Origin of the sequence: Luteimonas sp. MC1825 (genome assembly GCF_014764385.1) — a bacterium.
In the GTDB taxonomy this organism is placed as follows: Bacteria; Pseudomonadota; Gammaproteobacteria; order Xanthomonadales; family Xanthomonadaceae; genus Luteimonas.
Genome location: NZ_CP061714.1, coordinates 2,429,760 through 2,449,344, shown reverse-complemented (window position 1 = coordinate 2,449,344; position 19,585 = coordinate 2,429,760). Strand labels below are relative to the sequence as shown.

General features: G+C 70.3%; 15 protein-coding genes and 1 riboswitch. Of the genes, 10 read left to right on the top strand and 5 right to left on the bottom strand.

Translation table 11 applies throughout. From position 1 onward, the window contains the following. The gene (locus tag IDM46_RS11460; RefSeq protein WP_185116090.1) at window positions 1-3,216 is read left to right on the top strand and encodes an efflux RND transporter permease subunit; all 3,216 of its coding nucleotides are present in this window, start codon (window positions 1-3) and stop codon (window positions 3,214-3,216) included. On the opposite strand, the gene IDM46_RS11455 is transcribed toward IDM46_RS11460, so the two are convergent. Then, window positions 3,165-4,121 (bottom strand): homoserine kinase, encoded by a 957-nt coding sequence (locus IDM46_RS11455; RefSeq protein ID WP_185115779.1) that lies wholly within the window; start codon window positions 4,119-4,121, stop codon window positions 3,165-3,167. The two genes, IDM46_RS11460 and IDM46_RS11455, sit on opposite strands and share 52 nt — an antisense overlap. Before the next feature lie 62 nt (window positions 4,122-4,183). Then, a riboswitch (TPP riboswitch) is annotated at window positions 4,184-4,285 on the top strand. Between the two features lie 59 nt (window positions 4,286-4,344). Between IDM46_RS11455 and thiC the strand changes: the two genes are divergently transcribed. The 3 genes from thiC to IDM46_RS11440 all read left to right on the top strand — a co-directional run bounded on the left by thiC (window position 4,345) and on the right by IDM46_RS11440 (window position 7,696). After that, window positions 4,345-6,222 (top strand): phosphomethylpyrimidine synthase ThiC, encoded by a 1,878-nt coding sequence (thiC, locus tag IDM46_RS11450; protein ID WP_185115778.1) that lies wholly within the window; start codon window positions 4,345-4,347, stop codon window positions 6,220-6,222. Window positions 6,223-6,367: 145 nt separating this feature from the next. Continuing rightward, window positions 6,368-6,970, top strand: a complete 603-nt coding sequence (locus IDM46_RS11445; protein WP_185115777.1) for a DUF4136 domain-containing protein — start codon at window positions 6,368-6,370, stop codon at window positions 6,968-6,970. Window positions 6,971-7,003: 33 nt separating this feature from the next. Next, on the top strand, window positions 7,004-7,696 hold the full coding sequence (locus IDM46_RS11440; protein ID WP_185115776.1) for a two pore domain potassium channel family protein: 693 nt from the start codon (window positions 7,004-7,006) through the stop codon (window positions 7,694-7,696). A gap of 10 nt (window positions 7,697-7,706) precedes the next feature. On the opposite strand, the gene ppa is transcribed toward IDM46_RS11440, so the two are convergent. Further along, window positions 7,707-8,237, bottom strand: a complete 531-nt coding sequence (gene ppa, locus IDM46_RS11435; RefSeq protein ID WP_182824704.1) for an inorganic diphosphatase — start codon at window positions 8,235-8,237, stop codon at window positions 7,707-7,709. Between the two features lie 203 nt (window positions 8,238-8,440). On the opposite strand from ppa, the gene IDM46_RS11430 reads away from it, so the two are divergent. Further along, entirely contained in the window at window positions 8,441-10,024 is a 1,584-nt protein-coding gene (locus IDM46_RS11430) for a M91 family zinc metallopeptidase (RefSeq protein WP_185115775.1), read from the top strand. Between the two features lie 58 nt (window positions 10,025-10,082). Then, window positions 10,083-10,718 carry a hypothetical protein gene (locus IDM46_RS11425; protein WP_185115774.1) on the top strand — a complete coding sequence of 212 codons (636 nt, stop codon included), beginning with the start codon at window positions 10,083-10,085 and terminating at the stop codon, window positions 10,716-10,718. A gap of 95 nt (window positions 10,719-10,813) precedes the next feature. Here the strand turns inward: IDM46_RS11425 and IDM46_RS11420 are convergent, their stop codons facing one another. Next, on the bottom strand, window positions 10,814-12,844 hold the full coding sequence (locus IDM46_RS11420) for a sodium-translocating pyrophosphatase (protein ID WP_185115773.1): 2,031 nt from the start codon (window positions 12,842-12,844) through the stop codon (window positions 10,814-10,816). Window positions 12,845-13,032: 188 nt separating this feature from the next. On the opposite strand from IDM46_RS11420, the gene IDM46_RS11415 reads away from it, so the two are divergent. Continuing rightward, complete coding sequence (locus IDM46_RS11415) at window positions 13,033-13,563, top strand: hypothetical protein (protein WP_182825284.1); 531 nt, start codon at window positions 13,033-13,035, stop codon at window positions 13,561-13,563. A 13-nt stretch (window positions 13,564-13,576) separates the two neighbouring features. On the opposite strand, the gene IDM46_RS11410 is transcribed toward IDM46_RS11415, so the two are convergent. Next, complete coding sequence (locus tag IDM46_RS11410) at window positions 13,577-14,833, bottom strand: 6-phosphofructokinase (protein ID WP_185115772.1); 1,257 nt, start codon at window positions 14,831-14,833, stop codon at window positions 13,577-13,579. Window positions 14,834-14,957: 124 nt separating this feature from the next. Here IDM46_RS11410 and IDM46_RS11405 point away from each other — a divergent pair, with 124 nt between their 5' ends. From IDM46_RS11405 to IDM46_RS11395, 3 genes are read left to right on the top strand one after another with little or no spacing between them, the layout of a single operon-like run. Further along, entirely contained in the window at window positions 14,958-15,536 is a 579-nt protein-coding gene (locus IDM46_RS11405) for an adenylate kinase (protein ID WP_182824715.1), read from the top strand. Beyond that, window positions 15,533-16,954, top strand: a complete 1,422-nt coding sequence (mpl, locus tag IDM46_RS11400; protein WP_255486539.1) for a UDP-N-acetylmuramate:L-alanyl-gamma-D-glutamyl-meso-diaminopimelate ligase — start codon at window positions 15,533-15,535, stop codon at window positions 16,952-16,954. The genes IDM46_RS11405 and mpl overlap by 4 nt, the downstream gene beginning before the upstream one ends. A 43-nt stretch (window positions 16,955-16,997) precedes the next feature. After that, complete coding sequence (locus IDM46_RS11395; protein ID WP_182824717.1) at window positions 16,998-17,573, top strand: LON peptidase substrate-binding domain-containing protein; 576 nt, start codon at window positions 16,998-17,000, stop codon at window positions 17,571-17,573. Here IDM46_RS11395 and IDM46_RS11390 read toward each other — a convergent pair. After that, on the bottom strand, window positions 17,570-19,576 hold the full coding sequence (locus tag IDM46_RS11390) for a bifunctional DedA family/phosphatase PAP2 family protein (protein WP_223877965.1): 2,007 nt from the start codon (window positions 19,574-19,576) through the stop codon (window positions 17,570-17,572). The genes IDM46_RS11395 and IDM46_RS11390 overlap by 4 nt on opposite strands. Between the last annotated feature and the right edge of the window lie 9 nt (window positions 19,577-19,585).

Here is a 19,585-nt window from a genome sequence, read left to right as displayed (position 1 = left end):
ATGCGCTTCAACCTGTCCGAGTGGGCGCTGCGCAACCGCACGCTGGTGCTGTACGCGATGCTGGTGGCGGCGGTGGTGGGCGCATGGTCGTACAGGCAGCTCGGCCAGTCCGAGGATCCACCGTTCACGTTCAAGGCGATGGTGGTGCGCACCGTGTGGCCGGGCGCCACCGCCGAGGATGTCGCCAGCCAGGTCACCGAGCGCATCGAGCGCACGCTGATGGCCACCGGCCGCTACGAGCTGATCCGCTCGTACTCGCGCCCGGGCGAGTCGCAGATCATTTTCATGGCGCGCGATTCGATGCGTTCCAGGGACGTGCCGGCACTCTGGTACGAGGTGCGCAAGAAGGTCGGCGACATGCGCGCCACGCTGCCGGAGGGCGTGGTGGGGCCATTCTTCAACGACGAGTTCGGCGACACCTTCGGCAACATCTATGCGCTGACCGGCGAAGGCTTCGACTACGCGGTGCTCAAGGACTACGCCGAGCGCATCGAACTCGAGCTGCAGCGCCTGCCCGACGTCGGCAAGGTGGAGCTGGTCGGCCTGCAGGACGAGAAGGTCTGGATCGAGGTCGCCAACGCCAAGCTGGCCACGCTCGGCATTCCGCTGGCGTCGCTGCAGCAGGCGCTGGCGGCGCAGAACGCGGTCACCGGAGCGGGCTTCTTCGAGACCGGCAGCGAGCGCGTGCAGCTGCGTGTCGATGGCGCGTTCCGATCGCTGGACGAGATCCGCGACTTCCCGGTGCGCGCCGGCGACCGCACGCTGCGCCTTGGCGACGTGGCCACGGTGAGCCGCGGGTTCGCCGATCCCGCCGCGCCGCGCATGCGCTTCATGGGCGAGGACGCGATCGGCATCGCGGTGGCGATGCGCGATGGCGGCGACATCCTGCGCCTCGGCGGCGCGCTGCATTCGGAGTTCTCGCGCCAGCAGGACGCGCTGCCGGCGGGCATGCAGCTCGCGCAGGTGTCCGACCAGCCACAGGCGGTGCGCGAATCGGTCGGCGAGTTCATGCGCGTGCTGGTGGAAGCGGTGGCGATCGTGCTGCTGGTGAGCTTCTTCTCGCTGGGCTTCCGCACCGGGCTGGTGGTGGCGGTGTCGATCCCGCTGGTGCTGGCGCTGACCTTCGCGGTGATGCAGTACTTCGGCATCGGCCTGCACAAGATCTCGCTCGGCGCGCTGGTGCTGGCGCTCGGCCTGATGGTGGATGACGCGATCATCGCGGTGGAGATGATGGCCATCAAGATGGAGCAGGGCTTCGACCGCTTCACCGCGGCCGGCTACGCCTGGTCGCACACGGCGTTCCCCATGCTCACCGGCACGCTGGTCACCGCGGCGGGGTTCCTGCCGATCGCGACCGCGGCGTCGTCGACCGGCGAGTACACGCGCTCGCTGTTCCAGGTCGTGGGCATCGCATTGATCGTGTCGTGGGTGGTGGCGGTGCTGTTCATCCCGCTGCTCGGCGAGCGCATGCTGCCCGACCTCGCGCATCCGGTCGCGCCGTCGCCGCGCTCCATCGCCGGGCGCTGGCGCGCGCGTCGCCTGCACTGGGCCGACCGCTGGCCGCAGTACGCCGTGCTGCTGGCGCCGCCGCCGCTGGGCGACGGCCATGCAGGCGATCCCTACCAGCGGCCGTTCTATCGCCGTTTCCGGCGCCTGCTGGAGTGGTGCCTGGAGCGTCGCTGGCTGGTGATCGGCAGCACCGTGGCCTTGCTGCTGGTGTCGGTGCTGATCTTCCGCTTCGTGCCGCAGCAGTTCTTCCCCGACTCGCAGCGCCCCGAGCTGATGGTCGACCTGGAGCTGGCGGAGGGCAGTTCGCTGCGCGCCACCGCGGACGAAGTCGCGCGCATGGAGGCGTTGCTTCAGGCGCAGGACGGCGTGGCCAGCTACGTGGCCTACGTGGGCACCGGCTCGCCGCGCTTCTACCTGCCGCTCGACCAGCAGCTGCCGGCGGCGAACTTCGCGCAGTTCGTGGTGCGCGGCGAAGACGTCGACGCCCGCGAACGCCTGCGCGGCTGGTTGCTCGACGAGGTCGCGCCTGCGTTCCCCGGCCTGCAACTGCGCGTGACGCGCCTGGAGAACGGGCCGCCGGTGGGTTATCCGCTGCAGTTCCGGGTATCGGGCGAGCACATCGAGCGCGTGCGCGCGATCGCCCTCGAGGTGGCCGCGCAGGTGCGCGCCAATCCGCACGCCGCCAATGTCAACCTCGACTGGGACGAGCCGAGCAAGGTGGTGCGGCTGGTGATCGACCAGGAGCGCGCGCGCGTGCTCGGCGTCAGCTCGCAGCAGCTCGCGCAGTTCCTCGCCGGATCGCTGTCCGGGCTGCAGGTGAGCGTGTACCGCGACGGCAACGAACTGGTCGGCATGCTGATGCGCGGGCCGGCGGACGAGCGCACGCGGCTCGACATGCTGGGCAGCCTGGCGGTCCCGACCGCCAGCGGCCAGTCGGTGCCGCTGGCGCAGGTCGCGCGCCTCGAGTACGCGTTCGAGGAAGGCATCATCTGGCACCGCAACCGCCTGCCCACGGTGACCGTGCGCGCCGACGTGCGCGGTGTGACCACGCCGCCGACCGTGGTCGCACAGATCCTGCCGACGCTCGACGCCATCCGCGCGGCGCTGCCGCAGGGCTACCTGCTCGAGACCGGCGGCACGGTCGAGGACGCCACGCGTGGGCAGGACTCGATCAAGGCGGGGTTGCCGCTGTTCCTGTTCGTGGTGGTGACACTGCTGATGCTGCAGCTGCGCAGCTTCTCGCGCAGCGCGCTGGTGCTGCTGACGGCGCCGCTGGGGCTGATCGGCGTGGTGCTGTTCCTGCTGGTGTTCCGCGTCGCGTTCGGCTTCGTGGCGATGCTCGGCACCATCGCGCTGGCCGGCATGATCATGCGCAACTCGATCATCCTGGTGGACCAGATCCAGCAGGACATCGACGCCGGCCACGCGCGCTGGGATGCGATCGTCGACGCCACCGTGCGCCGCTTCCGGCCGATCGTGCTGACCGCGCTGGCGGCGATCCTGGCGATGGTGCCGCTGTCGCGCTCGCTGTTCTTCGGGCCCATGGCGGTGGCGATCATGGGTGGCCTGACGGTCGCCACGGTGCTGACCCTGCTGTTCCTGCCGGCGCTGTACGCGGCGTGGTTCAAGGTGCGCCGCGACGAGCCGCTGGCGGTTCAGCTGTCGCCAAGCAACTCCGCGCGCGGACCGGCCACCGGCGAAACGTAGGCGCGCGCGTCGCAGCCCGCATCGAGGAACGCGGCGCGCATCGCCGGCGCCGCCCGCTCCGCGCCTGCGCGGCTGTCGAACCACGCGAAGCAGCTTGGCCCGCCACCGGAAATGCTCGCACCCAGCGCGCCATGGTCCATGGCCGCGGCCTGGACCGCATTGAATCCGCGGATCAGCGGCGCGCGGCGCGGCTCCACCAGCAGGTCGCGCAGTCCGTCGGCGATCAGCGACGCATCACCGCGTGCCAGCCCGGTGAGGAACAGCGCGAGATGGGTGGACTGCGCGACCACCTCGGCGAGCGCGTAGGGCGCGGACAGCACCGCGCGCGCGTCGCGGGTCTCCAGCACCAGGTCCGGATGCACCACCACGCAGTGCAGCCACGCGGGCACGGCGAGCGCCAGCAGACGCGTCGGCGTGGCCATCGCCACGCCGCCGATCAGCATCGGCCCGACGTTGTCGCCCTGGCGGCTGTGGGTGGACGCCCATTCGCCGTCGAGCGCGAACGGATACAGCGCCTCGCGCGGCAGCGGCGCATCGAGCAGCGCGTTGGCGGCGACCAGCGCGGCGACGCACGATGCCGCCGAGCCGCCAAGCCCGGAGCCGAGCGCGATGCCCTTGTCGAGCTCCACTGCGAAGCCGTAGGGCAGCGCCAGCGCCGAGCGCAGCGACTGCAGCGCGAGGCCGGCGGTGTTGGCGGCAGCGTCCAGCGGGATCGTCGCCACGCCGCGCACGTCGCCGCGCACGGCGTCGATGCGCACTTCGGGTGCGTCGATCCGGCGCACGTGGGCGACGTCGCGCGGCCCGTCGATGGTGTGCCCGAGCAGGTCGAAGCCCACGCCGATGTTGCCCACGCTGGCCGGGGCGAAGGCGGTGGCGGAAAGCGGGCGAGCGCGGGTGTCGGTCATGGCCGGCAATTATGCCGCGCGCGGCACGGGCTGGCCCGGGCGCGGGCAACGTGGTGCAATGCCCGTTGAAGCGGGGGTACCGCGGCCGGCACGGCGTGGTTGAGAAACACCCTTCGAACCTGATCCGGCTGATACCGGCGTAGGGAAGCTTCGCGGGAACCACGGGCACGCTCCGTGCGTCCGGCGCCGCCGCTTCGTCCAGCCATCAACCAGGACGAACGCCATGAATGCCGAGCCCGCCAGCCTGCAGCAGCAGGCCGCACAGCTTTCCGACACCGTCACCAGCCCGATCACCGGCTCGCGCAAGATCCATGTGCAGGGATCGCGCCCCGACCTTCGCGTGGCGATGCGCGAAATCCACCAGTCGCAGACGCCGACACTGTTCGGCGGCGAGGACAATCCGCCGATCGCGGTCTACGACGCGTCGGGCCCCTATACCGATCCCGACGCGCGTATCGACCTCTCGGCCGGCCTGGCGCCGCTGCGCGCGCAATGGATCGCAGAACGCGGCGACACCGTGTTGCTGCCGGCGATCAGCTCGGCGTTCGGCCGCAGCCGCGAGTCGGACGCCCGACTCGACGCGGTGCGCTTTCCCAACCGCCGCCTGCCGCGGATCGCCAGGGCCGGCGCCAACGTCACCCAGATGCATTACGCGCGCCAGGGCACCGTCACGCCGGAGATGGAATACGTCGCCATCCGCGAGAACCAGCGCCTCGACGCCGTGCGCGATGCCACGCTGCTGCTGCGACACCCCGGCGAGTCCTTCGGCGCCAGCATCCAGTCGTCCATCACCCCGGAGTTCGTGCGCGACGAGATTGCGCGTGGCCGCGCCATCCTGCCCTGCAACATCAACCACCCCGAGAGCGAGCCGATGATCATCGGCCGCAACTTCCTGACCAAGGTCAACGCCAATATCGGCAACAGCGCCGTGTCGTCCGGCATTGCCGAGGAAGTGGAAAAGCTGGTGTGGGCGACGCGCTGGGGTGCGGACAATGTCATGGACCTCAGCACCGGCAAGCACATCCACGAGACCCGCGAGTGGATCATCCGCAACTCGCCGGTGCCGATCGGCACGGTGCCGATCTACCAGGCACTGGAGAAGGTCGATGGCCGCGCCGAGGAACTGACCTGGGAGATCTTCCGCGACACGCTCGTCGAGCAGGCCGAGCAGGGCGTCGACTACTTCACCATCCACGCCGGCGTGCTGCTGCGCTACGTGCCGCTCACCGCGAAGCGGGTCACCGGCATCGTCTCGCGCGGCGGCAGCATCATGGCCAAGTGGTGCCTGGCGCACCACCGCGAGAGCTTCCTGTACACGCACTTCGAGGACATCTGCGAGATCATGAAGGCCTACGACGTGGCCTTCTCGCTCGGCGACGGCCTGCGCCCGGGCTGCATCGCCGACGCCAACGACGCGGCGCAGTTCGGTGAGCTTGAAACCCTTGGCGAGCTGACCAGGGTCGCCTGGAAGCACGACGTGCAGACCATGGTCGAAGGCCCCGGCCACGTGCCGATGCAGCTGATCAAGGAAAACATGGACAAGCAGCTGGCCGAGTGCGGCGAGGCGCCGTTCTACACGCTCGGGCCGCTGACCACCGACATCGCGCCCGGCTACGACCACATCACCAGCGCGATCGGCGCGGCGATGATCGGCTGGTTCGGCACCGCCATGCTCTGCTACGTGACGCCGAAGGAGCACCTCGGCCTGCCCAACCGCGCCGACGTGCGCGACGGCCTGATGGCGTACCGGATCGCCGCCCACGCCGCCGACCTCGCCAAGGGCCATCCAGGCGCGCAGGTGCGCGACAACGCGCTCAGCAAGGCGCGCTTCGAGTTCCGCTGGGACGACCAGTTCAACCTCGGGCTCGATCCCGACCGGGCCCGCGAGTACCACGACGAGACCATGCCGAAGGACGCGCACAAGCTGGCGCACTTCTGCAGCATGTGCGGCCCGCATTTCTGCTCGATGCGGATCACCCAGGACGTGCGCGAGTACGCGGCGGCCCAGGGCGTCGACGACGCCGCGGCACTCGAGACGGGCATGGCCGACAAGTCGGCCGAGTTCCTCGCCGCGGGGGCCGAGGTCTACCGGCGGGAGTAGGCGGGCGGACCGGCAGCGGGCGCGACCGCTGCCGGCTGTACCGTTAAGCAACGCGGGTGGAACGGACGGTCAGCGGCGGCCAAGGCTCACGCCGGGTCGGCGGACGGCATGCTAGTTTCAGGCCAGACCTGAACGGAGATCCGCCATGACCCGCAAGCGCCCGACGTCAACGCTGCGCTGGCTGCTGCTGGGCTGTGCCTTTGCCCTGCTGGCGGCCTGCGCCACGGGTCCGCGCATCAGCACGGACTCCGATCCCCGCGCCGACTTCTCCGCCTACCGCAGCTTCGCGTTCTATTCGCCGCTGGCGATCGAACGCGAGGGCTATGCCAGCCTGGTGAGCGGCCGCATGAAGGCGGCCGCCCGCGCGCAGATGGAATCGCGTGGCTACCGCTACAGCGAAAACGATCCCGACCTGTGGCTCAACATCAACGCCTACATGCAGCAACGCACCGACGTCAGCAGCATTCCCGACGTCGACTACGCGTACTACTACAGCTACCGCGCGCGTGGTTACGTCGCCATGCCGTACTGGCATGACCGCACCACGGTGCACCGCTACACCGAGGGCACGATGAACATCGACCTGGTGGACGCGCGGCGCAACGCGCTGGTGTGGGAAGGCATCGCGGTGGGGCGCGTATCGCGCAACCTCGACGCGGCAAAGCGGGACGCGGGCATCGACGCCACCATTGCCGACATCTTCGCCGCCTACCCGCATCGCGCGGGTTCGCGCACGCCTGTCGAGTAAGCGCGTCACCGCGATGGGCTCCTGAGACGCCGCATGCCACGACCGTCACTGGCGGGGTCGCGCTGGCCGGCCCTGGCCAGCCGCCATCCTTCAGCGCTCCTGCTCGCGGCGCAGCTGCTGAGCCTGCTGGTGTATCCGGCGATCGACGGCACCCGCGACGGGCGCCTCGCCTTCGGCGCGCTGGCGCTGGTGGTGGTGCCGCTGGCGGTCTGGGTGGTGCGCCGAAGCCATTCGGCCAACTGGATCGCATGGCTGCTCGCGATTCCGGCGATCGCCATGTCGGCGTTGGCGATCGCGCTGCAGCAACCGGGCTTCGCCACCGCCTCGGCGGTGCTGGAGTCACTGCTGTACTTCTATGCGGCCGGCAGCCTCATCCACTACATGCTGGAAGACCACGAGGTCAGCGCCGACGAGCTGTTCGCCGCGGCCGCCACGTTCACGCTGCTGGCGTGGGCCTTCGCCTACGCCTACATCGTCTGCCAGGCCCTGTTTCCCGGGAGCTTCACCGGCATGGTGGAGCCGGATCGCCCGCGCCGGTGGATCGAACTGCTGCACCTGAGCTTTTCCACGCTGTCCGGCGTGGGCAACGGCGACGTGCAAGCGATCGGTGCGCCGGCGCGCGCGCTGTCGATGCTGGAGCAGTTCGCCGGCGTGGGCTACATCGCCGCCGTGGTCGGGCGGGTGATCGCGCTCACCGTGGTCCGCCACCAGCGGCGCACGCGGTGAGCCGCCGGGCTCAGCCCTGCTGGTAGCGCGCCATCGCCTCGCGCAGGATCGCCTTGGCCTCGGCCGCGTCGCCCCACCCGTCGATCTTCACCCACTTGCCCTTCTCGAGATCCTTGTAGTGCTCGAAGAAGTGGCCGATGCGCTCCAGCCAGTGCTTGGAGACCTGGTCGAGGTCCTGGACGTGGGCATAGCCGGCGAACACCTTGGGGTCGGGCACCGCCAGGATCTTCTCGTCCTGGCCGGCCTCGTCGACCATCCGCAGCACGCCCACCGGACGGCAGCGGATCACCGAGCCCGGCACCAGCGGCAGCGGCAGGATCACCATCACGTCGGCGGGATCGCCGTCACCGCAGACCGTGTGCGGCACGTAGCCGTAATTGCAGGGGTAGCGCATCGGCGTGGACAGCACGCGATCGACGAAGATCGCACCGGACTCCTTGTCGACCTCGTACTTGACGGGCTCGGCGTCCTTCTGGATCTCGATGATGACGTTGATTTCGTCCGGCGGATTGTTGCCGGTCTTCACATGGTCCAGGCCCATGGTGGCTCCAGTGGTGGTCGGCGGGGCAGGCGCCCGGGCCGTGGCGGAAACCGTCGATTCTACGCGCCCCTGCTGCGATGCAGCAAAGGCGGCGCGTGCCTGAAGGGCGCCGGGCCGACCCGAGGTGGGGTACGCCCCAGCTTGGTCGCAGCGCCGCGGCGGCGAAACATACGCTCCCGTATCCCCAGCGAGCGAGTGCGTCCATGACCGTCCAGTCCGCCCAGTTTGATCCAGGCGCAAGTGCCGCCGCCCACCTCAACCGCGCGGGCTACTGGAACAACCCGTCGGACCCGGACGACGGACACGACCATGGTCCGGACGCGCTTGGCAGCGAGGCATCGGCGCCGCACGCGAGCGACCTCGACGGCAACGAACCGGTCTCCGAAGCTCCTGGCAATGCGGAGCAGCAGGCGGTCGAGGTCGACGGCACCGCCACCAACAGCGGCGAGCGCAGCCAGCGCAGCACGCCCGATGGCAAGCCGATCCTGGTCGATCCGCTGCACAGGGACGGCCAGGTGTCGATCGCACGCGAGCGCACGAATGCCGACGGCTACATCAGCAGCGACCAGCTGGTGTTCACCACCGGCGCCGGCGACGACAAGGTGGGCGTCAGGCAGCGCGACGACGGCACGCTCGACGTGCAGGTCAACGGTGAGAACTACGAGGTCCGCCTGGGCCAGGGCCAGGAGCTGACCATCCGCGCCGGTGCCGGCGACGACGTGATCGAAGTGGCGTCGAACGTGCAGGTCAACATCGTGATCGAAGGCGGCGACGGCGACGACGCCATCACCACCGGCGCCGGCGACGACCGCATCGATGGCGGCGCGGGCGATGACGTGATCAGCAGCGGTGCCGGCCGCGACGACGTGTTCGGCAACAGCGGCAACGACACCATCACCGGCGGCGACGGCGTGAACATCCTCCACGGCGGCGACGGCGACGACCAGGTCACCGCAGGCCGCGGCACCAACTTCATCGAGGGTGGCGCCGGCAACGACAGCATCAGGGGCGGGGGCGTGAGCGACATCCTGTCCGGTGGCACCGGCAACGATCGCATCACCGTCGGGGAGGACCCCAGCCGGGTGTATGCCGGCGCGGGCGATGATGTCATCGACAACGCGGGCGACAACACCGTGGTGCATGCCGAAATCGGCGACCTGGTGAACGCCGCCACCGGCGCCACGCCGAGCGTGCTCAATGTCGCCATCGACGCCAGCGCCGGCAGCACGATCCGCATCGAGGGCTCGGAAGCCTTCGTGCAGCGCATCCGGTCGGAAATCGACTTCCTGCGCGCGTCGCCCGTCGGCCAGCAGATGCTGGCCGAGTTCGACAAGGCCGCCGACGCCAAGGGCAACACCGTGACGATCAAGGAGCTGGCCAACGAGCAGAACGGCTATGCGCAGACCTTCAGCCGCGACGCCGACATCCGCAATGGACGTGCCGGCGCCGGTGGCGACGTCGACATCAGCTACAACCCCTCCTTCCACATGGATGCGTTCCCGGCACCGGTCGTCGTGCTGTACCACGAGATGTCGCACGCCTACAACGGCGTGAACGGCAGCTTCCAGCCGGGCACCTACCGTGGCGAGGGCCCCGACGGCGCCCCGCGTCGCAACGTGGCCAACGCGGAGCGCCAGGCTGTCGGCCTGGAGACAAGCGCTCCCGCCCATGACTTCGACGGCGATCCGGCTACCGCGCCGACCACCGCCAATCCCGACCACCTGACCGAGAACGGCTTCCGCGAGGAGCTCGGTCTCCCGGATCGCCTGGCCTACACGCTGGCCTGAGTGCGCTCCAGGGTCCATCCTCTCTCCTCCGCATGGTCACAGGTGATCCAGCATGGTGATGAGCGCCACCCCGCGAGCCGCTGCCGCGGTCTTGTGCACAGTCCTCTTCGCTCCGCATGCCGTGGGCGCCCAGGAGAAAACGGAGCCCAGGCAGATGCATGAGGAAGACCACGTCGCGCGTACCGTTGTTGAAGGGGAAGGGGCGCGCCTGGAGGTTGCCTTCGATCCGGAAGGCGACGCACTGGCCGTGCGCTATCGCGTCAGCAACACCGGGCAGGACGCGCTTGCGGTGTTCGATCGCGGTGACCGGCACGCTGTGATGACGAAGAAGCTGGTGGCGGGCGACATCCCCGCCCCGCGCTTCGAGCATGGCGAAGACGGACTGGTCCTGTTGCACGCGGCACGCGCCCTGCCCAGCCCGTCGCCCACGGTGCCCCCGGTGCCCCTGGCGTCGAAGCTTGCCGCTGGGGACAGCCGGGACGGCGCATTTGCCTTCGACCTGTCACTGGGCAGCGCGGGCGCGCGCGTGCGCTGGTGCCTGGGCGTGGAGCCGTTCGATGACGCGGCCTTCGAAGCTGCCGACTCCGCAGGCGATGTCGCCGTGTGGACCGCGTCGTTCGACATGGCCCAAACGCAGCAGATGCTGTGTACGCCGTGGTTCGATCCCGCGACGGGGACGTTCGAGGCCGGCTGACGCGCTGGCCCGGGCCACTGCGCCGGGCGCGCGCACTCAGAGCCAAAAAAAAAGCGGCCCGGAGGCCGCTTTTTTCGTGGTTTCGCCCGCCGTCCTTACAGCAGCGGCACCAGCAGCAGGGCGACGATGTTGGTCACCTTGATCAGCGGGTTGATGGCCGGGCCGGCGGTGTCCTTGTAGGGATCGCCGACGGTGTCGCCGGTGACCGCGGCCTTGTGCGCCTCGGAGCCCTTGCCGCCGTGGTGGCCTTCCTCGATGTACTTCTTGGCGTTGTCCCAGGCGCCGCCGCCGGTGCACATCGAGATCGCCAGGAACAGGCCGGTCACGATGGTGCCCATCAGCAGTCCGCCCAGCGCGTCGGCGCCGAGCGTCAGGCCGACGATCACCGGTATGGCCAGCGGCAGCAGCGAGGGAATGATCATCTCGCGGATGGCGGAGCGGGTCAGCAGGTCCACCGCGCGGTCGTACTGCGGCTTGCCGGTGCCTTCCATGATGCCGGGGATCTCGCGGAACTGGCGGCGCACTTCCTCCACCACCGCGCCCGCCGCGCGACCAACGGCCTGCATCGCCATCGCGCCGAACAGGTACGGGATCATGCCGCCGATCAACAGGCCGATGACCACGTTGGGGTTCTCGATGGAGAAGTTGGTGGCCGTGCCCGACAGCTGCAGCTTGTGCGCGTAGTCGGCGAACAGCACCAGCGCCGCAAGGCCCGCCGAACCGATCGCATAGCCCTTGGTGACCGCCTTGGTGGTGTTGCCCACCGCGTCGAGCGCGTCTGTGGTCTCGCGGATCTCCGGCGGCAGGCCGGCCATCTCGGCGATGCCGCCGGCGTTGTCGGTGATCGGGCCGTAGGCGTCCAGCGCCACGATCATGCCCGCCATCGACAGCATCGCGGTGGCGGCGACCGCCAGGCCGTACAGGCCGGCCAGCTGGTAGCAGGTCCAGATCGCGGCCGCGACCACGATCACCGGTGCCGCGGTCGACTTCATCGACACCGCAAGGCCCGCGATCACGTTGGTTCCGTGGCCGGTCTCGGAAGCCTTGGCGACACCGCGCACCGGCGCGTATTCGGTGGCGGTGTAGTACTCGGTGATCACCACCAGCAGCCCGGTGAGCACCAGTCCCACGATCGCGCACCAGAACAGCGGCAGCGCCAGCGATGCTTCGAACATGTCGGCGGTGATGAACCAGAACGCGATGGCCGCCAGCACGCCGGACACCGCAAGCCCGCGATACAGCGCGTTCATGATCTTGCCGCCGGCGCGCACCTTGACGAAGAACGTGCCGATGATCGAGGCGACGATGGACGCCGCGCCCAGCACCAGCGGATACACCACGCCGGCCCAGCCGTAGGTGGTGAAGGCGATGCCGGCGACCAGCATCGAGGCGATGATCGTGACCGCGTAGGTCTCGAACAGGTCGGCGGCCATGCCGGCGCAGTCGCCGACGTTGTCGCCGACGTTGTCGGCGATCACCGCCGGGTTGCGCGGGTCGTCCTCGGGAATGCCGGCTTCGACCTTGCCTACCAGGTCCGCGCCGACGTCGGCACCCTTGGTGAAGATGCCGCCGCCCAGACGCGCGAAGATCGAGATCAGCGAAGAGCCGAACGCCAGGCCGATCATCGGCTGCAGCGCGGCGACCACCGAACCTTCGTCGCGGCCCTGGCCGATGACGTACATGAAATAGCCGGCCACGCCGAGCAGGCCCAGGCCGACCACCAGCATGCCGGTCACCGCGCCGCCGCGGAAGCTCACCGCGAGCGCGTCATTGAGGCTCACCGTGGCGGCCTGCGTGGTGCGCACGTTGGCGCGCACCGAGACGAACATGCCGATGAAGCCGGCGAGGCCCGACAGCGCCGCGCCGATGGCGAAGCCGATCGCGGTCGGCCAGCCCAGTGCCGGCACGAAACCGATCACGAAGAACAGCACCACGCCCACCATCGCGATGGTGGCGTACTGGCGCCGAAGGTACGCACCGGCACCTTCCTGGATCGCGGCCGCGATCTGCTGCATGCGGTCGTTGCCCGCGGGCCGCGCCAGGATCCAGCGCGCGGAAAGGATGCCGTAGATGATCGCCAGGCCGGCACAGACCAGTGCCAGCCACAAAGCTTGCTGCTCGAGCATGAAACCCTCCCCAGGGTGTGGTCGCGAAACGCAACCGCCCGACTATGGCACAGGGTCATCACCGCGTATTGCCGCGCCGCAGCGCGGCATGTGGGCCGGCTGTGCGGCCGCTGGATCGGCGTGGAGGATCGATTCAGCCGCCGCGTGCCAGCCTGCGTTCCCCCGTTCCATCGGAGTGCGCCATGCGCATCGCCTTGACCGTGCTGCTCGCAGGTGCCGCCGTTGTCGCCGTCCCGGCGGCCGTGTCCGCCGCGCCCTCACGGGCCGCCGACCCGCTGCCCGAAATCACCCGCGGTGCGATTGCGCCGCAGGCGATCGGCGCGGCGCACACGCTGCGCCAGATCCCGGAAGCCTGCGCGCGCATCGAAGGCGTGTTCACTGGCGACGCCGCCAAGCCCTACCGCTTTGCCGTGGTGCGCACCAGCGCCAACTGCCAGCCACGCGCGCGCTTCGTCGACGCCGGGAAGGCGAAACCCTCGGTGGCCACCGGCTGGAAGTTCAACGACCTGATCCGGGTCGCCAGTTCCGCCTGCCCCACGCAACAGGCGGTGGTGCGCGTGTGGCGCAAGCCGGTCGACCAGACGCAGAAGCTCGACGGCCAGGGCCAGTCGCGGATCTACCTTGAAGAATCGAAGCAGGCCGCCGCCGCTGGCAGGATCGCGGCGGTGCCGATGTTCGCCGCCGCGATGTCGGTGGAAGGCAAGGCCTGCGGCGGCTGATCCTGGCGGGCGCTCAGCCCTCCCAGGCCGCCAGCTTCTTCGCCACCGCCACGTTCTTCAGCGTCACGTACTTCGGAATGCCGTCGCGCCCGTACGGCGGATACGCCTCGCCACGGATCAGTGGCTCCAGGTAGGCGCGCGCGGCGGCGGTGATGCCGTGGCCGTCGCGGCGGATGAAGCCCTTGGGCATGGTCTTCTCGCGGTTGGCGATGCGGTCCAGGGGCGCGGGCTCGATCTTCCAGCGATAGGGCGCGTCGGATGTGCGGATGATCGCCGGCATGGTCGCGTTGCGGCCTTCCAGGGCGTAGCGCACCGCCGCCTTGCCGACGGCCAGGGCCTGGTCGAGGTCGGTCTTCGAGGCGATGTGGCGCGCGGAGCGCTGCAGGTAGTCGGGCAGGGTCCAGTGCACCTTGAGTCCCAGGCTGTCCTTGACCCGGCCCGCCAGGTACGAGGCCACGCCGCCGAGCTGGGTGTGGCCGAAGGAATCCTTGCCGCCGCCGGCGTCGGCGACGAAACTGCCGTCGGCGGTGCGGATGCCTTCACTGGCCACCACCACGCAATGGCCGACGCGGTCGACCACCTTCTGCACGCGGGCCAGGAAATCGGCCTCGTCGTACGGGCGCTCCGGGAACAGGATCAGGTGCGGTGCCTCGTCGGGACCATTGCCGGCGAGGCCCGCGGCGGCCGCCAGCCAGCCGGCGTGGCGCCCCATGGCCTCGTACACGAACACCTTGGTGGAGGTGTCGGCCATCGCCGCCACGTCCAGCGCCGCCTCGCGCACCGAGACCGCGGTGTATTTCGCCGCCGAGCCGAACCCGGGGCAGCAGTCGGTCACCACCAGGTCGTTGTCTACGGTCTTGGGCACGCCGATGCAGGTCAGCGGATAGTCGAACTCGCGGGCCAGCTGAGAGACCTTGTTGGCGGTGTCGGCGGAATCGTTGCCGCCGTTGTAGAGGAACCAGCGCACGTCGTGGGCGCGCAGCACGTCGAGCAGGCGCTCGTACTTGGCGCGGTCGGCGTCGAGCGATTTCAGCTTGTAGCGGCAAGAGCCGAAGGCACCGCCCGGGGTATGCCCCAGGGCGCGGATTGCGGCCGCCGGCTCCTTCGCGGTGTCGATCAGCTCCTCGCGCAGGGCGCCGAGGATGCCGTTGCGGGCGGCCAGCACGCGCACCTTGCGTGCCCGGGCCTCGGTGATCACCGCGGAGGCGGTGGCGTTGATGACGGCGGTCACGCCACCGGACTGTGCGTAGAGCAGGGTACCTTTGGACATCGTGGATTCCGTTCTGGGGGTTCGGGCGCCGGGCCCGGATACGGTAAGCTGGCGCGGTCGTCGCCGCGGCTGCCGGATTCTACGCCGCGCCCGGTGCACGCCCTGTACGTTCATGGAGCAATCGATGCGACTGGTACTTCTTGGTGCGCCGGGTTCCGGCAAAGGGACGCAGGCCGCGCGCCTGAAGGACCACCTGCAGGTCCCCCACATTTCCACCGGCGACCTGCTGCGGGCCGAAGTGGCCGCGGGCAGCCCGTTGGGCATGCAGGCCAAGGAGGTCATGGCGCGCGGGGATCTGGTGTCCGACGAAATCCTGCTGGGCATGCTCGAGGACCGCTTCTCACGGGCCGACACCCATCACGGCTTCATCCTCGACGGTTACCCGCGCAACCTGGCGCAGGCCGCGGCCCTCGACGCGCTGCTGGTCCGCATGGGCCAGCCGATGGACGCGGCCGTGCAGCTCGAGGTCGACAACGAACTGCTGATCGAACGCCTTGCCGGCCGTGCCCAGGCCGAAGGCCGTTCCGACGACAACCCGGAGTCGGTGCGCAAGCGCCTGACGGTGTACGACCAGCAGACCGCGCCGGTGATCGGGTTCTACCGCCAGCACGGCAAGCTCACCGTGGTCGACGGCGTGGGCGGCCTGGACGAGGTCTTCAACCGCATCCTCGAGGCGATCGCGCCGTCGCATCCGGTCGGCTGAGCCACGTGAAGCTGCATATCCTCGGCATCGCCGGCACCTTCATGGGCGGCGTGGCTGCGTTGGCGCGCGAACTGGGCCATGAGGTGGAGGGCAGCGACCAGGCGGTGTATCCGCCCATGTCCACCCAGCTGGAGCAGCTCGGCATCGCGCTCAGCCAGGGCTATGCACCGGCCAACATCTCCGCCGGCTGCGACCAGGTGGTGATCGGCAACGCCCTGTCGCGCGGCAATCCGGCGGTCGAGCATGTCCTCGACGCCGGGCTGTCGTACACGTCCGGCGCCGAATGGCTGCGCGAGAACGTGCTGCCGGGCCGCGACACGCTTGCGGTCGCGGGCACCCACGGCAAGACCACCACCACCACGATCCTGGCGCACCTGCTGGAAGCGGCGGGCCGCGCGCCGGGGTTCCTGATCGGCGGCGTGGCCGAGGATTTCGGGGTGTCGGCGCGGCTTGGTGGCGCCGGGGCGGATGCCGCAGCTACGGGGGAGCGCCCGCTGTTCGTGGTCGAGGCCGACGAATACGACACCGCGTTCTTCGACAAGCGCTCGAAGTTCGTGCACTACCGCCCGCGGGTGGCGATCCTCAACAACCTCGAGTTCGACCACGCCGACATCTTCCCCGACGTGGCCGCCATCCAGCGCCAGTTCCACCACCTGGTGCGCACCGTGCCGGGGGGCGGGCGGCTGGTGGTCAACGGCGAGGACGCGCGCCTGGCCGAAGTGCTGGCGATGGGCTGCTGGACGCCGGTGGTGCGCTTCGGGCTGGACCCGGCGGCCGCGGTGGATGGCGCGCCGTTCGACTGGAGCGCGCGGCTGATCGCCGCCGACGGCAGCGCGTTCGCGGTCGTGCACCAGGGGCTCGAGGTCGGCGAAGTGCACTGGCCGCTGCTCGGCCGCCACAACGTGATGAACGCGCTGGCCGCGCTGGCCTGCTGCGATGCGGTGGGCGTGGACGTGGCCGGCGTGCTGCCGTCGCTTGCGGCGTTCCGCAGCGTGAAGCGGCGCATGGAGCTGCTGGGCGAGGCCGGCGGCGTGAGTGTGTACGACGACTTCGCGCACCACCCCACGGCCATCGCCACCACCCTGGCCGGCCTGCGCGCGCGCGTCGGCGGCGGGCGGATCGTGGTCGCCCTGGAGCCGCGCAGCAATTCGATGCGGCTGGGCGCGCACGCCGCGGCCCTGGCGCCGTCGCTGGACCAGGCCGACGTCGTGGTGTTCCTGCACCGGCCCGAGCTTGCCTGGGATGCCGGCGCGGTGGTCGCGGCGCTGCGCGGCAAAGGACACGCGGTGGCCGATGCCGATGCCTTGCTGTCATGCCTCGCCTCGCTGGCGCACCCGGGTGACCACCTGGTGTTCATGTCCAACGGCGGATTCGACGCCGCGCCGCGGCGCTTCCTCGACGTGCTCCGCGCGCGCTGAGCGTCGTGCGCGGCATGCACGCGGCGGCGGTTAGACTTGCCCCATGGACGGCTTGCACGTGCTTCCCTTGTTTCCGCTGCAGGCGGTGCTGGTTCCGGGCGCCGCGCTCGGGCTGCGCATCTTCGAGGCGCGCTACCTCGACCTGGTCCGCGATTGCGGGCGCAGCGGCGAGGGCTTCGGCATCTGCCTGGTCATGGCGGGCGGCGAAGCGGGCGCTCCGGCCACGCCCGCCACCCATGGCACCGAGGCACGGATCGAGGATTTCGGCACCGGTGACGACGGCCTGTTGACCCTCTCCGTCCGTGGCGCGCGCCGCTTTCGCGTGGCGCGCAGCCATGTGCGCGACAACGGCCTGGTGGTCGCCGACGTTGAATGGCTTGCCGATGCGCAAGTGTCCCCGCGGCTTCGTCCCGAACACGCGCTGCTGGCGACGCTGATCGAGCGGATCGTCGACAAGGTGGGCAATCCGGCGCCCGGCAACGCGCGCTTCGACGATGCGGCGTGGGTTGGCTGGCGCCTGGCCGAGATGTTGCCGATGGACGAAGTGCAGCGCCTGGCGCTGCTGCAACTCGACGACCCGCATGCGCGACTCGACGCGCTGCTGGCGGTGATCGGCTAGCGCGGTTCCGTCGCGGCGGCGCCGGGCATGCTGCGCAGCCGGAGCACCGGCTGCTGGGACTCTGCCCGGTCGGCCTCGCGCATGTCGAAGCCGGCCAGGTCGTCGCGCACGCGCTGGTAGGCCACGCCGTCGTACGCCTCGGGCAGCCACAGCCCGAACAGGTCGAACGGCCGCACGTAGGCCAGCGTCTGCGTGGTGCCGATCCAGAGCGGGGTGCCATCCACGAGCTGCCGCGGCGCGCGCCACAGGCGCAGCACCTGCAGGCGGTCGGGGCCGACCCTGCGCCGCATCAGCAGCGATTCGGCGAGCGCGTCGTAGGTGGCCGGCAGCACCTTCTGTGCGTGTGGCGCGGTGTCGTCGTCGAGCAGGCGCAGGGTGTCCTTCCAGTCGGCCTGCTCCTGCACCACCCAGCCGCGCGCGCGCAGGCGTGCCGCCACCGGGGCCAGCGGCCCGGCCAGCTGCACGTCCAGCGGCCAGCGAAGACTGGCGTCGCGTTCCTTGCGTTGCGACGGCAACGTGGCCCAGTCGTCCTGCCACCATGCCGCGGCATCGAGCGTGGCTGGCGCCTGCAGCGGTGCGAACTTGGCGAGCAGCGGGTCGACCGCGCGCGGCGCGTGCCACAGCGCCGCCACCATGAACGCGCCGTAGAACAGGGCCGCCAGCGGACGCATCCAGAACGACCGCGCCACGTGGCGCCGATAGGCGATGCCCAGCACCAGCAGCCACATGATGCCCAGCAGCATCCCGCCGACCAGGTCGGTCAGCCAGTGCGCACCGAGGTACAGGCGCGCGAAGCCAAGGACCGCGACCACCGCGCCGGAGACCAGGTACGGCCACACCCGCTGCCGCCCGGGCAGCTCGCGCGCGATCAGCACCGCGAAGAATCCGAAGGTGATGGTGACCATGGTCAGGCCCACCGAGGGAAACCCGAAGCCGCTGAGCGCGGTCGGCGGGCGCGGCATGTCGATCGCCGCCTCCAGCGCCGCGGTCAGGGCCAGGCCGAAGGCCAGCGCCGCCATCCAGTGGGTGGCGGCCATCCAGCGCCGCCGCCACAGCAGCCACAGCGTCACCAGCGCCACCGGCCACGCCAGCACCGACGGATCGCCGATCGACGCCAGCCCGGCCATGAGCCGGTCGGCCAGCGGATTGCGCAGCGCGTACATCGCGTCATGCACGCGCAGGTCGAGCAACAAGGGGCCGCCGCGCGCCAGCATCGTGGCCAGCAGCGCGAACCAGGCCACGCCGATCGCCAGCAGGCAGGCGGCGAGCAGCGCGAGCGATGCGGACTCCGGTCGCTGCGGCGAGATCAGTGCCACGGCATAGCGCCCGAGCCGCGGGTGCGCGCTGGTCCAGCGCAGCGCGCGCGCCAGCAGCGAATCCGCATGCCGGGCAAACCAGCGGTAGGTGTAGAGCACCCCCGCCCAGGCGGCGGCGATGGCCACCAGCAGGGCGCCGATCACGATCGCCAGGCGGTCGGCCACCGCGGCCACGGCGTCATAGGCCTCGCCCAGCAGCCAGCCCGGGATCAGGAACAGCAGCGCCCAGCTGGCCGCGGCGATCGCGCTCGCCGGGATGTAGCGCCGCAAGGCCATGTGCGCCATGCCCGCGATGGCGGGCACGAACGGCCGCACCGGGCCGACGTAGCGGGCGATGAAGATCGCCTTGATGGCATTGCGCCGGAACAGCTGTTCGCCGCGGTCGAGCAGCTGCGGGTACTTGCGGAACGGCCACACCGTGCGCAGCTGTGGGCCCCAGCGGCGTCCGATCCAGAAGCTGGTGCCGTCCCCGATGAAGGCGCCGAGGGCCGCGCAGGCCACCGCGTAGGGGCCGGAAATCTCGCCCAGGCCGATCAGCACGCCGATCGCGAACATCAGTGGCAGCGCCGGCACGATGGCGCCCAGCACGATCACCGCGTCGCAGAACGCGATGGCGAAGATCACCCAGCCCGCGGCCACCGGGTGGGCGCCGATCCAGGTCACGATGCTGTCGAACCAGGCAGTCACCGGCGGCAT